The organism is Faecalibacterium sp. DFI.5.82 (genome assembly GCF_029076575.1).
GTDB lineage: Bacteria > Bacillota > Clostridia > Oscillospirales > Ruminococcaceae > Faecalibacterium > Faecalibacterium duncaniae.
Genome location: NZ_JARFIS010000013.1, coordinates 68716 through 81300, shown reverse-complemented (window position 1 = coordinate 81300; position 12585 = coordinate 68716). Strand labels below are relative to the sequence as shown.

The following is a 12585-nucleotide window of genomic DNA, read 5'->3' as shown; positions in this document are numbered from 1 at the left end:
CGTCCTGTGTGAATTACTTTGTTTGGAATTGTTTAACGTGTTTTTCCAACACGAAAATAGGTTCCGTTACAAGTTTTTCGATATTGTTCAATTTTCAAGGTCCTGTGCGCCTCAGCCTTGCGGCTGAAGACTTGATTATTTTACCACAGAAGTGATTTTTTGTCAAGCACTTTTTTCAGAAGCTTTTCGATCTTTTCGAACTTGTGGCTCGTTTTTCAACGTATCCATATTGGTTCTTTCGCTCTGCTTCTGCCGCTTTCAGAAGTCATTCTTTCCGGCGGCCCTTGGCGCTCAAGTATAATACCATATCCCGACACGTTTGGCAACCCCTTTTTTCACTTTTTTCGTTTCTTTTTTCGTCTTTGACTTTTTGACTAGTTTTTTAACTGTAATTTACACGTTCCTTGACGCGGAGGCTGCAGGGACCTCAGAGGCCATTTTTCTCTATATAATAAGGTATTGTTCTATCCAAACTTCCAGAGAAGTATACACCGCCGTGGATATTACGCCCCGGAATGCAAACACTTTCCTTGCACAGTTTGTCAAGAGCTTTGGCCTAAAATTTTGCTCCAAGATTCTCGGCTTAATTTTGGCGAAACCGCCAAAACACAAAATGTAGTGGTTTCTCCATTGACATATCACTAAATAGTGATATCATAGAATCACATCAATTGAACGCATCCCAAAACTACTTTGCGGGTGCCTCTTTCGCAAGAGGCACCCGTTTGAACTGCACACAGATAGAACGACGGAGGAACACTATGAAGATCATCAAGCGCAACGGTTCGGAAGTTCCATTTGATATCACCAAGATCATCACTGCGGTCACCAAGGCCAGCGATTCGGTCAGCCGCAAGAGCAGCCTGACCCAGGAGCAGATCCTGTCCATCGCCAACGATGTCACGGAGCAGTGCCAGGCACTGAACCGTGCCGTGAGCGTGGAAGAGATCCAGGACATGGTGGAGAACAAGCTGATGGACATTCAGGCCCACGATGTAGCCCGCCATTATATCACCTATCGTTATGTGCAGAGCCTGAAGCGCCAGACCAACACCACCGACGAGCGCATCCTCAGCCTGATCGAGTGCCAGAACGAGGAAGTCAAGCAGGAGAACGCCAACAAGAACCCCACCGTGAACAGCGTCCAGCGTGACTATATGGCTGGTGAGATTTCCAAAGACCTGACCGCCCGCCTGCTGCTGGACCCGGAGATCGTCAAGGCACACAATGAGGGCCTGATCCACTTCCACGATTCCGACTACTTTGCGCAGCACATGCACAACTGCGATCTGGTCAACCTGGAAGATATGCTGCAGAACGGCACTGTCATCTCCGGCACCTATATTGAAAAGCCCCACAGCTTTTCCACCGCCTGCAACATTGCCACTCAGATCATTGCGCAGGTGGCATCCAACCAGTACGGCGGCCAGAGCATCAGTCTGACCCATCTGGCTCCCTTTGTGGATGTCTCCCGCAAGAAGATCGCCGCTGAGGTCGAGGCGGAGATGGAAGGGCTGGACGTTACCCCGGAGCGCAAGAAGGAGATCGTGGAGCGCCGCCTGCGCAACGAGATCAACCGCGGTGTCCAGACCATCCAGTATCAGGTCGTGACTCTGATGACCACCAACGGTCAGGCTCCCTTCATCACCGTGTTCATGTATCTGGGAGAAGCCCGCAACGCACAGGAAAAGGCCGACCTTGCCATCATCATCGAGGAGACCATCCGCCAGCGCTATCAGGGCGTGAAGAACGAGGCCGGTGTCTGGATCACCCCCGCCTTCCCCAAGCTGATCTATGTGCTGGAAGAGGACAACATCCGCCCCGGCACTCCTTATTATTACCTGACCGAATTGGCTGCCAAGTGCACTGCCAAGCGGATGGTGCCCGACTACATCTCTGAGAAGAAGATGCTCGAGCTCAAGGTGGACAAAAACGGCGAAGGTCACTGCTACACCTGCATGGGCTGCCGCAGCTTCCTGACCCCCTATGTGGACCCCGAGACCGGCAAGCCCAAATACTACGGCCGCTTCAATCAGGGTGTTGTCACCATCAATCTGGTGGATGTAGCCCTTTCCTCCGGCGGCAACTTCGAGAAGTTCTGGAAGATCTTTGACGAGCGCCTGGCTCTCTGCCACAAGGCACTGCAGGCCCGCCATCAGCGCCTGATGGGCACCCCCAGCGATGCCGCCCCCATTCTGTGGCAGTACGGCGCACTGGCCCGCCTGAAGAAGGGCGAGAAGATCGACAAGCTGCTCTTTGGCGGCTACTCCACCATCAGCCTGGGCTACGCCGGTCTGTATGAGTGTGTGAAGTATATGACCGGCAAGAGCCACACCGATGCCGGTGCCAAACCCTTTGCCCTGAGCGTGATGCAGCACATGAACGACAAGTGCACCGAGTGGAAGAAGGCCGAGAACATGGATTACTCTCTCTACGGCACCCCGCTGGAATCCACCACCTACAAGTTTGCCAAGTGCCTGCAGAAGCGGTTCGGCATCGTGCCCGGCATCACCGATAAGAACTATATCACCAACAGCTACCACGTCCATGTTTCGGAGCACATTGATGCCTTCACCAAGCTCAAGTTTGAGAGCGAGTTCCAGAAGTTGTCTCCGGGCGGTGCCATCAGCTATGTGGAAGTGCCCAACATGCAGGACAATCTGGAGGCCGTGATAAGCGTGCTGCAGTTCATCTACGACAACATCATGTACGCCGAGCTGAACACCAAGTCCGATTACTGCCAGTGCTGCGGCTACGACGGAGAGATCAAGATCGTTGAGGATGACGGCAAGTTGGTGTGGGAGTGCCCCAAGTGCGGCAACCGTGACCAGAACAAGCTGAACGTTGCCCGCCGCACCTGCGGTTATATCGGCACCCAGTTCTGGAACCAGGGCCGGACACAGGAGATCAAGGATCGGGTGCTGCATCTGTGATGAATTACGCAACAATTAAGTATTACGACATTGCCAATGGGCCGGGGGTGCGCACCAGCATCTTTGTTTCGGGCTGCAGGCATCACTGCCCGGGCTGCTTCAACGAGGTGGCATGGGATTTCGGGTACGGTCAGCCTTTCGACAAGGCTGTGCGCAACGAGATCTTTGCATCCTGCCAGCCCGACTATATTGCAGGCATCTCCCTGCTGGGCGGTGAGCCTTTTGAGCCGGAGAACCAGCGGGAACTGCTGCCCTTCGTCCGCAACTTCAGGGCGTTATACCCGAATAAGAGCGTCTGGTGCTATTCTGGTTACACCTGGGAACAGCTGACCGGCAGTGTTCCCTGCCCGGCCCGCTGTGAGGTCACCGATGAGCTGCTGAGCCTGCTGGATGTTCTGGTGGACGGCCGCTTTGTGGAAGCCCAGCACGATATCTCCCTGCGCTTCCGGGGCAGCTCCAACCAGCGGCTTCTGGATGTGCCCAAGAGCCTTGCCGCAAAGGCCCCCGTCTGGTGGGAGGACGAACAGGTGTTTGCCACACACACCATGGAACGGTAAGGAGATTTGACCCTCTCAGTCATCGCTGCGCGATGCCAGCTCCCCCGAAAGGGGGAGCTTTTTGCATCTTCCGGTCAGCACAAATAAAGCTCCCCCTTCGGGGGAGCTGGCTGCGAACATCGTGAGCAGACTGAGAGGGTTTGCCCCGCAAAAACAACAGCATCTGCAAAATTCGCCAATTTTCTGAATTCAGAAGCGAACCTTGCAGATGCTGTTTCTTTTCTCACTCCCGGCTGCCCACGGCGTCCTCGATGGCCCCCAGGAACTCCTGGCCATAGCGGGCGGCCTTTTTCTCGCCCACACCGGGGATATTGAGCAGTTCCTCCACGCTCAGGGGCTTTTTCAGCGCCATCTGGCGGAGGGTGGAGTCGTTGAACACCATATAGGCAGGGAGCTTCTGCTTTGCGGCCAGCCGCTTGCGCAGGGCATAGAGGGCAGCCAGCAGCTTCTCGTCCGCTTCGCTGAGGGCATCCTCGTCGACACGGCGGCGGGAGGCCGCGGCCAGCCGCTTTGCACTGGCCGCGGCGCGCTGGCGGGCCTGTGCCGCCTGCTCCTCCACCTGTTCGGCAGCCTGCGCTGCCAGCAGACAGTTGGAACAGTTCTCGCACTTCTGGGGCGCGGCCTCGCCGAAGTAGCTCAGCAGATACCCCCGCAGGCAGCGCGGCGTGGTGGAGTAGAAGGTCATGTACTTGAGCCGTTCCTCTGCCTTGCGTGCCGCTTCGGCCTTGACATCCGCAGGCAGGCCGTTGTCAGCCTCCATCTCCTTGTCGATGAAGAACCGGATGGTGCGCACATCGGTGCCGGAATAGAGCAGGGTGCAGCGGGCTGGCTCCCCGTCACGGCCCGCGCGGCCCGCCTCCTGATAATAGCTCTCCAGATCCTTGGGCATATTATAATGGATGACAAACCGGACGTTTGGCTTATCGATGCCCATACCGAAGGCATTGGTCGCCACCATGATCTGCACCCGGTCATAGAGGAAATCGTCCTGATTTTGCCGCCGGGTATCCGCATCCAGTTTGGCGTGGTAGGCTGCCGCACGGATTCCCCGGCTCTGCAGCAGGCGGGTGGTCTCGTCCACCTGCCGGGTGGTGCTGCAATAGATGATGCCCGCATTGTCCCGCTCCCTGAGTACAAGGTCGAGCAGAACTTTGGGCTTCTCGCTGGGCAGGGCCCTGCGGGTGGCAAAATAGAGGTTGGGGCGGTCGAAGCTGGTGGTCACCTCGTAGGGGGTGTGGAGTTCCAGATGGGTGCGGATGTCCTCCCGCACATGGGCCGTGGCGGTGGCCGTAAAGGCTCCCACCACCGGGCGCTTGGGCAGGCTGTCCACAAACGCCTTGATGCGCAGGTAGCTGGGGCGGAAGTCCTGCCCCCACTGGCTGATGCAGTGGGCCTCGTCCACCGTGACCATGCTGATCTCCCGCTCCTGCGCAAACCGCTGGAAGCCCGGCATCTCCAGCCGCTCCGGAGCCACATAGATGATCTTATACCACCCCTCCCGGGCGCGGCGGAGCATCAGGGCCTTCTGGTTGTCCGTCAGGCTGTTGTTCAGGAAAGCTGCCGCCACACCGGCCTGTACCAGCGCCCCCACCTGATCCTTCATCAGGCTGACCAGCGGCGAGACCACGATGGTGATGCCCGGCAGCAGCAGGGCTGGCACCTGATAGCAGATGGACTTGCCCGCACCTGTGGGCATCACGGCCAGCACATCCTGCCCGGCCAGCAGGCGGGAGACGATCTCCTCCTGCCCCGGGCGGAAGCTGTCGTAGCCAAAGACTTTTTTCAGAATACTATGCGGACTTTCCATGGTTCCTCCTATCCATACAAAACCGCTCCGTTGTTACTTCGCAATGCCCCCTCTCCCAGTAGGAGAGGCAAGTCTTGGCTCCCCTACCAGGAGAGCTGGACGCAAAGCAGCCTGAGCAGTTTATAACCCAATCAGTATACCACAACTCCCCGGATAATTGTAAAACATCTCTGACATTTCCCACGTTCGATAGCATTTCCTGCACAAAAATGCTATAATATGGGTACATATCTCCATCCCGGCCCCTGCCTTGTGCATCTGCCGGAAAAAAGCAAAGGAGTATTTTGTATGGCTCAGAAATTGATCACCTTCGCCGTCCCGTGCTACAACTCGGCGGCATATATGCGCCACTGCATCGAGACCCTGCTCTCCGCCGGGGAGCAGGCCGAGATCATCCTGGTGGACGATGGTTCCACCAAGGATGACACTCCCGCCATCTGCGACGAGTACGCTGCCAAATATCCCACCATCGTCAAGGCCATCCATCAGGAGAACGGCGGCCACGGCGAGGGCGTGAATCAGGGCATCCGCAACGCCACCGGCCTGTATTACAAGGTAGTGGACAGCGACGACTGGCTGGACGAAGCCGCCCTCCGGACCGTGCTGGCCAAGCTGAACACGCTGACTGCCCGGGGCACCGCGCCTGATCTGATGATCTGCAACTATGTCTACGAGCACGTGGAGGACAACACCAGCCACACCGTGCGCTACACCAACGTGTTCCCCCAGAACCGGCTGTTCAGCTGGACGCATGTCGGCCACTTCCGGCCCGACCAGAACCTGCTGATGCACTCGGTGATGTACCGCACGCAGGTGCTGCGGGACTGCGGCATGGTGCTGCCCAAGCACACCTTCTATGTGGACAACATCTTTGTCTACCAGCCCCTGCCCTTTGTCAAGAGCATGTATTATATGGATCTGGACCTGTACCGCTACTTCATCGGCCGGGCCGACCAGAGCGTGAACGAGAGTGTGATGGTCAAGCGGGTAGACCAGCAGCTGCGGGTGACCCGCCACATGATCGACTGCCAGGACCTGGATGCCCTTAAGGGCCAGAAGAAGCTGCGCAGCTATATGCTGCACTACCTCTCCATGATGATGGCCATCAGCGACATTTTCCTGCTGCTGGACGGCAGTGCCGCCGCAAAGCAGAAGGAGAACGAACTGTGGGCCTACCTCAAGGCACACACCAGCGCCGGGGTCTACCGCTCCATCCGCTACGGCTTTGGCGGCGTGACCAACCTGAAGATCCCCAAGGGCGACAAGCTCGTGCTGGGCGGTTACCGCCTTGCACAGAAGATTTTTAAATTCAATTAACAAATGTTGCTTTTCCTCCTCAGATAAGATATACTTTTTAACGTATCTTAATTCCTGAGGAGGATCTTGTTTTATGGAGCAATTGCTCATTTGCATGTCTCTTTCGCTCATTGCAGGCCTGTTGGCATCCCGTGCAGCGAAAGCGGTCCGTCTGCCGGCTGTCACCTCTTATCTGGTGGCGGGGCTTCTGCTGGGCCCCTTCTTTCTGGGTCGGCTGGGCCTGAGCGGCTGGGGCTTCGGCTTCGGGAGCCTTGCACAGGTCGAGAGCTACGGCATCATCACACAGGTGGCACTGGGCTTCATCGCCTTTGTCATCGGCAACGAGTTCCGGCTCAGCGCGTTGGAGAGCATGGGCAGGCAGGCGATCACTGTGGGCATCCTGCAGGCCGTTATCACCACCGTGCTGGTGGATATCGCTCTGGTGGCCCTGCACTTTGCCCGGCCGGATGTCATCTCAATGGCATCGGCCATCACGCTGGGTGCCATCGCCTCTGCCACAGCCCCTGCCGCCACCCTGATGGTGGTCAAGCAGTACAAGGCAAGCGGTCCCCTGACCCGCCTGCTGCTGATGGTGGTCGCCATTGATGATGCCGTGGGTCTGGTACTCTTTTCGGCCTCTTTCGGCATTGCAACCGCGCTGGAACAGGGCCGCATCGACCCCATCAGCATCCTTCTGGAGCCTCTGGTGGAGATCGTACTCAGCCTGGGTCTGGGCGCGCTGGCCGGTCTGCTGCTCAACCAGCTGGAGATCTACTTCCACTCCCGCTCCAAGCGCATGAGCCTTTCGGTGGCCTTTGTGCTGCTGACGGTGGGCCTTTCCATGGTCAGCTTTGAGGTCGGCCCCATCCACTGCAGCTTCTCGCTGCTGCTGGTCTGCATGATGACCGGCACCGTGTTCTGCAACATCTGCCCCACTTCCGATGAGCTGATGGACCGCCTGGACCGCTGGGTAAGCCCGGTGAACATCCTGTTCTTCGTGTTGTCCGGCGCGGAGCTGGACCTGAACATCCTCGCAAACCCCATGGTCCTGCTCATTGGTGCTGTCTATATCGCTTCCCGCTCTCTGGGCAAGATCTCCGGCTCTTATGTCAGCTGCAAGGCCACCCGCTGCAGCGAGAAGATCCAGAAGTATCTGGGCATCACCCTGCTGCCGCAGGCCGGTGTGGCACTGGGTATGGCCGCCGAGGCTGCCGAGCTATCTGACGGCCACATGGTGCGCAATGTAGTGCTCTTCTCGGTGCTGGTGTACGAGCTGGTGGGCCCGACCCTGGCCAAGCTCAGCCTGACCGCCGCAGGCGAGATCATTCCCGAGGGCCGCACGAGCGCCCGTACCACCAACAAGCCGGAGGAACCAGTGTCTGTTAAGTAGTCATCGGCTTCTCTATCTAAGAAATTAACGACAAAAGCCTCCCCTGCAGCGCTATTCTTCTGCACAGGGAGGTTTTGTTCTGTCCGGAAATGTGTTTTCTTTTACCAGATGGGAAAATGCCGTTTCCTCAGGCTGATCTTCCGCGTTTCGTCATCATATTCCGCCTGCCACACCTCCAGTTCCTTCGGATCCCGCCCTGCTTCCTCCATAGATTTTCGCAAGGTTCGGAAAATCTGCATCTTATCAGCTTCCGATGTCTTGATACCAAAGATCACGCCCTCCAGGATTGCTGGGTCGTATCCCACATAGCGCTCTGCCTCCGTGTGCTGATGAAAACTGTCATTCATAAGCAGTCGATATTCCTGTTCATGGCTCCAGGCAGGAAGCTTCGTCAAATATTTCTCCTGCTGGTCTTTCCAATACTGCACCCGCCACGCATCCTTGTCGTAAAGTTCTAGAATCCGGCTTCGTTCACCTTTGGACGAAACCATCCAGGATTCAATCTGCGAAAAAGTCAGCCGTCCCAATGATTCAAAAAAGTTGCGCTTTACCTGCTCGTCCGTATAACGAACTGGGTAGACCGGGTCATCCCGAAAACCGCAGGAATATCCGCTACTTGAACTCCAGCTTTCGGCTGTTTTTACACGAAGAGTCTGCTTTCCATTTTCTTCGTTGGCACGGTAGACTAGACAGACACCGCAGTGATTTTGCGCATAATTTCCCCACATGGCCGAGTTTGTTCCGTCGGTGGAAAAGCACATCATAAACATTCTGGGGTAGGGCAGTTCCTGCAGACCAGCAATATAAAGGGCCGGAAATTCCAGCCTCACCTTCAGCCAGAGTCTCCGCTTCCGGGCATTTGGTTCGTTTGCCTCGATTTCCTGTTCCAGTTTCAGAAAACTGCTTTCCAGTGTTTCTTCATAAACCTCAAAAGCTGCCTTCATCATTTTTATCAGCGGACTTTCAAGATTTCCAAAGCATCCCATCTTTTCCCAGTCGGCCTTTTCGCTGATTGACACCACCGGCCCGCCCTGCTCCCCTGGCAACGTTTTCCGTTTGTGCATGTCGTCCAGACAAATTTTGATTGCATCCTCATGGCAGAGCCGCAAAATTTGCCTCAAGCGGTGGGCATTCATTTCGGTCTCCGTATTTCCTAGATCTACTATCAGCTTCTGCACCAATGCTGTCTGTACAAAACGATCCGATAATTCTTTCCAAACCTGCCCCAGCGGAACATCATCAAAGCAGTGAATATCCGGAATAACTGCCCTCTCTGCCAAAAGTTCCTCGCTTGCATTCAATTGAATGCCAACTACAGCATAGTATACACTGCAGATATAGTTCCGGAACAGTCCCTCCCACGCCGGACAATCGCCTTTCCAGTAAATCTGAGCATAGCCCTCCAAGGGATCATTCAATTCGTTCCGGTCCGCATAGCGGAATGTACGGCACTCGATCTCCTTTCGTGCGCTTTCCACTGATCGGTAGTGATACAAGTTCATTCTTCTCTCCTCCTTCAAAGAACAAAGATCCCGGAGGGCGTTTCTGCCCTCCGGGATCTTTACTTATTTCAGCACGATCTCATCGTTCTCAGCATCCACGGTCAGGGTGGAGCCGGAAACAAGGGTACCGTCGATGATCTTTTCAGCGGCGGGGTCCTCCACAGCCTTGCGGATGGTCCGGCGCAGGTCGCGGGCACCAAACTTGCCGCCCTGGCTCTTGTGCACCAGCGCTGCCAGTGCCGCCGGGGTATAGCTGTAGGCAATGCCCTTGGCCTCCATGCTGGGCTTGTACTCGTCCAGCATCAGGGCGGCAATGCCCTGCAGGGTCTCCTCGCTCAGCGGCTTGAAGGTGATGACCTCATCCACGCGGCCCAAAAACTCAGGGCGGAGGAACTGGCTCAGTGCCTTGCGGCTCTTCTCCTCGTTCCGCTCCTCCTCGCTGCGGTTAAAGCCCAGACTTGCGGTGGTCTGGTCGCTGCTGCCCGCATTGGAGGTCATGCAGATGACGGTGTTGGAGAAATCCACGGTGCGGCCCTGGGCATCGTTGATCTTGCCCTCGTCCAGGATCTGCAGCAGGATATTCATCACATCGGGGTGGGCCTTTTCGATCTCATCAAACAGCACCACACTGTACGGGCGGCGGCGGACCTTTTCGGTCAGCTGACCCGCCTCCTCGTAGCCCACGTAGCCCGGAGGGGAACCGATCATGCGGGACACGGCGTACTTCTCCATATACTCGCTCATATCCAGCCGGATCAGGGGGTCGGGGCCGTCAAAGAGCTGGTTTGCCAGCTGCTTCACCAGCTCCGTCTTGCCCACGCCGGTGGGGCCCACAAAGATGAAGCTGGCCGGACGGCGGCGGCCCGAAAGGTCGGCGCGGCTGCGCTTGACCGCCTGCGCCACCAGATGCACGGCATCGTCCTGACCGATGATCTTCTTTTTCAGCTCGGTCTCAAGGCTGGCGAGCTTTGCATACTCGGTCTCCCGGATCTTCACCGCCGGGATGCCCGTCCACAGCTCAATGACCTTGGCCACATCGTCCATGGCCACCTGGATCTCCCCGGCCGCAGCCTGCTTGGCGGGCAATTCCCGCTCCAGCTGCGCCATCCGGGTCTTGCGCTCTGCCACACGCTCGTAATCGATGGGCTCGTTCACATCGGCGTTTTCCATGTCGGCCTCTTCCTGCTTGAGGGCCTCCAGTTCCTTCTGCATGGTCAGGTACTCGGAGATGACCGGGTGGGCCAGATTGCAGCAGGCACAGGCCTCGTCCAGCAGGTCGATGGCTTTATCGGGCAGGTAGCGGTCGGTGATATACCGCTCGCTCAGAGTCACGGTGGCGTTCAGCACATCGGCGGGCACCTGCACATGGTGGTGCTCCTCGTAGTAGTGCTTGATGCCGCCCATCACGGCCAGCGTATCAGCGACGCTGGGCTCCTCCACCCGCACGGGCTGGAACCGGCGCTCCAGCGCCTGGTCCTTCTCGATATACTTGCGGTACTCGTTGAAGGTGGTGGCACCGATGACCTGGATCTCGCCGCGGGAGAGGGCGGGCTTCAGGATGTTGCCCGCATTCATGGCACCCTCGCTCTCACCGGCAGAGGTAATGGTGTGGATCTCGTCAATGAACAGGATGACGTTGCCCGCCGCCTTGACCTCGCTCAGCAGGCCCTTGACCCGCTGCTCGAACTGGCCGCGGAACTGGGTGCCTGCCACAAGGCTGGTCAGGTCAAGCAGGAAGATCTCCTTATCCTGCAGCCCTGCCGGCACCTGCCCCTTGGCAATGCGCTCCGCAATGCCCTCGGCAATGGCGGTCTTGCCAACGCCCGCCTCACCAATGAGGCAGGGGTTGTTCTTCTGGCGGCGGCTCAGGATCTGGATGGTGCGGTAGATCTCCCGGTCGCGGCCGATGATATCATCCAGCTTCCCCTCCCGGGCTTTGCGGGTCAGGTTCTCGCAGTAGGTATCCAGAAACTTGCGGCGGGGCGGCTTTTTGTCGTTTTTGCCCGCCTTCTTCTCATTTTTTCCGTTCTGGTCACCGCCGTTCACCCCCAGCGGGAAGGTGGCGCTGGAGCCGGGCACAAGGTCGCCGTCCTCCTCGCTCTGGTCCGGCTGGCCCATGCCCATCATCATGGAGAAGGGGTTCATGTTGCTCATGTCCCCCATCTCCTGCATCATGTTTTCCATCCGGTCTTCCATGGCATCCATGTCCTCGTCGGACATGCCAAACTGCTTCATCAGATCATCGACCGGTTTGATGTGCATCTCCCGGGCACAGTGCAGGCAGTACCCCTCGTTTTTCATCTGGCCATTTTCCATCCGCTGGACAAAAATAATGGCAGGCCGCTTCTGGCATCGAATGCAGACCATTGTTCCTCCTTTTCCCTCCCCGCTCAGACAAACGGGTTGAACACATTGAATACTTTATAGTAAAGGCTGCCGCTCATCACCGTGTCGTTGAGCATGGTGAGGTTGCCGCCGGTGATCACAATGAGCGCCCAGACCACGCAGAGCACCAGATAGATGTCCACAAGGCTGGCAATGCCGCCCACGCCCCAGCCCAGCCAGTGGTTCACTGCACCGATCACGGGCAGCTTGTTCACCAGCCCCAGCACCGTGACCAGCAGGCTGACCAGCATCCGCAGCAGGGCAAACGCCACAAAGAACAGCACCAGCGAGATCACCGGGGTCAGCAGCGGAGCCAGCACCTTCTGGACGATGGTATCCGCCAGCACAACGGCGTTGTCATTGAGGACGGCAGAGATGGAGCGCTCGCAGGCATCCACGATGGATGCCCGGAACGCCTCGGGCAGAAAGCCCGCGTACCGCTGGGCAATGCCATCCAGACTGACAGCTCCCCCGGCGGCGATATTGGCAGCGATCTGGTCCCGGAAGCTTCCGGCGAGGAAACGCTCGAACACCTGCCCGGCTGCCCAGCCTGAAAAGGCTCTGGCACCGAACAGGCTGATGAGGCTGCCCGTCAGCTGCACCACCGAGGCCAGAAAGCCTTTGCGGGCATACCGGACGGCCAGCACCAGCCAGACCACCGTACATAGGATATCAAAAATAAATGACGGATTCTTGAACATACGTTTAACCTTAT

General features: G+C 57.3%; 8 protein-coding genes. 4 read left to right on the top strand and 4 right to left on the bottom strand.

Annotated elements, in window-relative coordinates; all coding sequences use genetic code 11:
- The first annotated feature begins 761 nt into the window (after positions 1-761).
- Positions 762-2933, top strand: a complete 2172-nt coding sequence (gene nrdD / locus P0G09_RS14155; protein ID WP_154277462.1) for an anaerobic ribonucleoside-triphosphate reductase — start codon at positions 762-764, stop codon at positions 2931-2933.
- Complete coding sequence (gene nrdG, locus P0G09_RS14150; protein ID WP_154277461.1) at positions 2933-3490, top strand: anaerobic ribonucleoside-triphosphate reductase activating protein; 558 nt, start codon at positions 2933-2935, stop codon at positions 3488-3490. The genes nrdD and nrdG overlap by 1 nt, the downstream gene beginning before the upstream one ends.
- A 223-nt stretch (positions 3491-3713) precedes the next feature.
- Here the strand turns inward: nrdG and P0G09_RS14145 are convergent, their stop codons facing one another.
- Positions 3714-5297, bottom strand: a complete 1584-nt coding sequence (locus P0G09_RS14145; RefSeq protein ID WP_275252975.1) for a RecQ family ATP-dependent DNA helicase — start codon at positions 5295-5297, stop codon at positions 3714-3716.
- A gap of 288 nt (positions 5298-5585) precedes the next feature.
- Between P0G09_RS14145 and P0G09_RS14140 the strand changes: the two genes are divergently transcribed.
- Both P0G09_RS14140 and P0G09_RS14135 read left to right on the top strand, forming a co-directional pair.
- Complete coding sequence (locus P0G09_RS14140; RefSeq protein ID WP_005934856.1) at positions 5586-6614, top strand: glycosyltransferase family 2 protein; 1029 nt, start codon at positions 5586-5588, stop codon at positions 6612-6614.
- Between the two features lie 73 nt (positions 6615-6687).
- A complete protein-coding gene (locus P0G09_RS14135) occupies positions 6688-7983 on the top strand; it encodes a cation:proton antiporter (RefSeq protein ID WP_275252974.1) in 1296 nt (431 codons plus the stop codon).
- A 101-nt stretch (positions 7984-8084) separates the two neighbouring features.
- Here the strand turns inward: P0G09_RS14135 and P0G09_RS14130 are convergent, their stop codons facing one another.
- The 3 genes from P0G09_RS14130 to P0G09_RS14120 all read right to left on the bottom strand — a co-directional run bounded on the left by P0G09_RS14130 (position 8085) and on the right by P0G09_RS14120 (position 12571).
- On the bottom strand, positions 8085-9485 hold the full coding sequence (locus P0G09_RS14130) for a DUF2971 domain-containing protein (RefSeq protein ID WP_275252973.1): 1401 nt from the start codon (positions 9483-9485) through the stop codon (positions 8085-8087).
- Positions 9486-9548: 63 nt separating this feature from the next.
- Positions 9549-11852 carry an ATP-dependent Clp protease ATP-binding subunit gene (locus P0G09_RS14125; protein ID WP_275252971.1) on the bottom strand — a complete coding sequence of 768 codons (2304 nt, stop codon included), beginning with the start codon at positions 11850-11852 and terminating at the stop codon, positions 9549-9551.
- Positions 11853-11875: 23 nt separating this feature from the next.
- Complete coding sequence (locus P0G09_RS14120) at positions 11876-12571, bottom strand: hypothetical protein (RefSeq protein ID WP_097771269.1); 696 nt, start codon at positions 12569-12571, stop codon at positions 11876-11878.
- Between the last annotated feature and the right edge of the window lie 14 nt (positions 12572-12585).

What these genes read in the sequence shown, in the direction of transcription:
- P0G09_RS14140 (WP_005934856.1), top strand. Translation starts at nt 5,586, where the DNA reads ATGGCTCAGAAATTGATCACCTTCGCCGTCCCGTGCTACAACTCGGCG.
- P0G09_RS14125 (WP_275252971.1), bottom strand. Translation starts at nt 11,852, where the DNA reads ATGGTCTGCATTCGATGCCAGAAGCGGCCTGCCATTATTTTTGTCCAG.
- nrdG (WP_154277461.1), top strand. Translation starts at nt 2,933, where the DNA reads ATGAATTACGCAACAATTAAGTATTACGACATTGCCAATGGGCCGGGG.
- P0G09_RS14120 (WP_097771269.1), bottom strand. Translation starts at nt 12,571, where the DNA reads ATGTTCAAGAATCCGTCATTTATTTTTGATATCCTATGTACGGTGGTC.
- nrdD (WP_154277462.1), top strand. Translation starts at nt 762, where the DNA reads ATGAAGATCATCAAGCGCAACGGTTCGGAAGTTCCATTTGATATCACC.
- P0G09_RS14145 (WP_275252975.1), bottom strand. Translation starts at nt 5,297, where the DNA reads ATGGAAAGTCCGCATAGTATTCTGAAAAAAGTCTTTGGCTACGACAGC.
- P0G09_RS14135 (WP_275252974.1), top strand. Translation starts at nt 6,688, where the DNA reads ATGGAGCAATTGCTCATTTGCATGTCTCTTTCGCTCATTGCAGGCCTG.
- P0G09_RS14130 (WP_275252973.1), bottom strand. Translation starts at nt 9,485, where the DNA reads ATGAACTTGTATCACTACCGATCAGTGGAAAGCGCACGAAAGGAGATC.